The organism is Enteractinococcus helveticum (assembly GCF_001657475.1).
Classification (GTDB): domain Bacteria; phylum Actinomycetota; class Actinomycetes; order Actinomycetales; family Micrococcaceae; genus Yaniella; species Yaniella helvetica.
The window spans coordinates 1-2,099 of record NZ_LXEY01000098.1 but is presented as its reverse complement, the minus strand read 5'-3'; the positions used below and the strand labels follow the sequence as shown (position 1 = coordinate 2,099).

General features: G+C 57.9%; 1 protein-coding gene and 1 pseudogene. Both read left to right on the top strand.

What is annotated here, in order from left to right:
• Positions 1–2: 2 nt before the first annotated feature.
• On the top strand, positions 3–1,250 hold the full coding sequence (gene istA, locus A6F49_RS14755) for an IS21 family transposase (RefSeq protein ID WP_235605024.1): 1,248 nt from the start codon (positions 3–5) through the stop codon (positions 1,248–1,250).
• Positions 1,247–2,037: pseudogene (gene istB / locus A6F49_RS19000) on the top strand (IS21-like element helper ATPase IstB). The gene istA and the pseudogene istB overlap by 4 nt, the downstream one beginning before the upstream one ends.
• Positions 2,038–2,099: the final 62 nt, after the last annotated feature.

The following is a 2,099-nucleotide window of genomic DNA, read 5'->3' as shown; positions in this document are numbered from 1 at the left end:
TGATGAGTGTGGAAGATTGGGCAGAGATCCGTCGGCTGCATCGCGCCGAAGGTGTTGCTATCAAAGAAATTGTCCGCCGGATGGGGATCAGCCGGAATACGGTGCGCAAGGCGTTAGCGTCTGATGAGCCGCCGAAGTACCAACGCAAGCCAAAGGGGTCGATTGTCGATCCGTTTGTGCCGGAGATTCATAAGTTGTTGGCGGATTCGCCTCGGATGCCGGCCACGGTGATCGCCGAACGGATCGGCTGGGAACGGTCGATGACCACGTTGAAAGACAAGGTACGTGAACTGCGCCCGTTGTATGTTGGTGTGGATCCGGCCGACCGGTTGGTGCATCGCCCGGGTGAGGCCGCTCAGATGAATTTGTGGTTTCCTGAACCCAAGATCCCGGTGGGGTATGGGCAGTCGCGGATGTTGCCGGTGTTGGTGATGACGTTGACGTTCTCTCGGTGGCTGGCCGCGGTGATGCTGCCCTCGCGGCAGTCTGGTGATCTGCTGGCTAGCATGTGGCAGCTGATCTCCCAAGTCGGGGCCGTCTCAAAATCCTTGGTATGGGACCGTGAGGGTGCGATTGCCCCGAAGGGCAAACCATTGCCACCGGTGCAAGGATTTGCTGGCACCATTGCCACCAAGATGGTCATCGCGCCACCCCGGGATCCGGAATTCAAAGGCATGACTGAACGGAATAACCAATACTTCGAGACCTCGTTTCTGCCGGGCCGAGACTTTCGATCGCCGGCAGATTTCAATCAACAACTGACCCAATGGCTGGCAGAACGTGCCAATCAACGCACTATCCGGTCGCTGGGTGATCGACCGGTCAACGTGCTTCAGGCTGATCTGACCGCGATGACCGCGCTACCACCGCATCCACCCTCGACGGGTTTCTCGTGGCAAATCCGGTTGGGCAGAGATTATTACGTGCGGTTCGATACCAATGATTACAGCGTGGATCCCACCGTGATTGGCCGGCTGGTGCAGGTCACTGCCACCTTGGATCGGGTCATTGCGGTCTGTGACGGGATGGTGGTAGCAGACCATGCCCGGTGTTGGGCCAATCAGCAAGTCATCACCGATCCCGGTCACGTTGCCACCGCCAAAGCGCTACGCGCTGACTACAACCAGATCCGGCGACGACCCTCGGGACAAGGGGAGGTGTTGTATCGGCCCTTGAGTGTCTACGACGAACTCTTCGGCCTCACCGCCACAGGCAATGATGCAGACGACGTTGACAAGGAGATCGCATGAACCAGTTATCTTCCGAGGAAAAGATTACCGCCACCCTAGCGCACCTGGTCAAGCCGCTGAAAACACCGACGATTGGTCGGGTCTGGCAACAACTAGGTGACACGGCACGGGAACAGGGCTGGTCGCATGAACAATACCTGGCCGCCGTGTTGCAGCGCCAAGTCGCAGACCGAGAAGCCAACGGCACCACCATGCGGATGAACTCGGCACGATTTCCAGCACGCAAGACCTTGGAAGACTTCAACCCGGACTACCAACCGAATCTGCCCGCGATGTGTTAGCCCATCTAGCCACCACCAGCTTCATCCCCACCGCCGACAACGTCATCTTGCTAGGACCACCCGGGGTAGGCAAAACGCACTTGGCCACTGGGTTAGGGATCAAAGCCTGCCAATCCGGTTACCCAGTGTTATTTGACACCGCCGCAGGCTGGGTGACCAGGCTATCCGAAGCCCACCAACATCACGGCGGGTTCGACAAAGAACTCAAACGCCTACGCCGCTACAAGCTGCTCATCATCGACGAGCTGGGCTATATTCCGTTTGACGCGGATGCCGCCAACCTGTTCTTCCAGCTGGTGGCATCGCGGTATGAGCAAGGCAGCCTGATGATCACCTCAAACCTGGCGTTTAGTCGCTGGGGCGAGATCTTCACCGACGATGTCGTGGCCGCAGCCATGATCGACCGACTCGTGCATCACGCCGAAGTGATCTCCCTGGACGGGGATTCCTACCGAACCCGCACCAGACGAGAACTCATCGAATCAACGACCACCAACCAAGACTAACCACCACAAGGGGGTCAATTTTCAAACGTCGAAAAGGGGTCAATATTCACCCGTCGTTGACA

Excerpts from the sequence above, each read along its gene's own strand:
- istA (WP_235605024.1), top strand. The coding sequence starts at position 3 with ATGAGTGTGGAAGATTGGGCAGAGATCCGTCGGCTGCATCGCGCCGAA.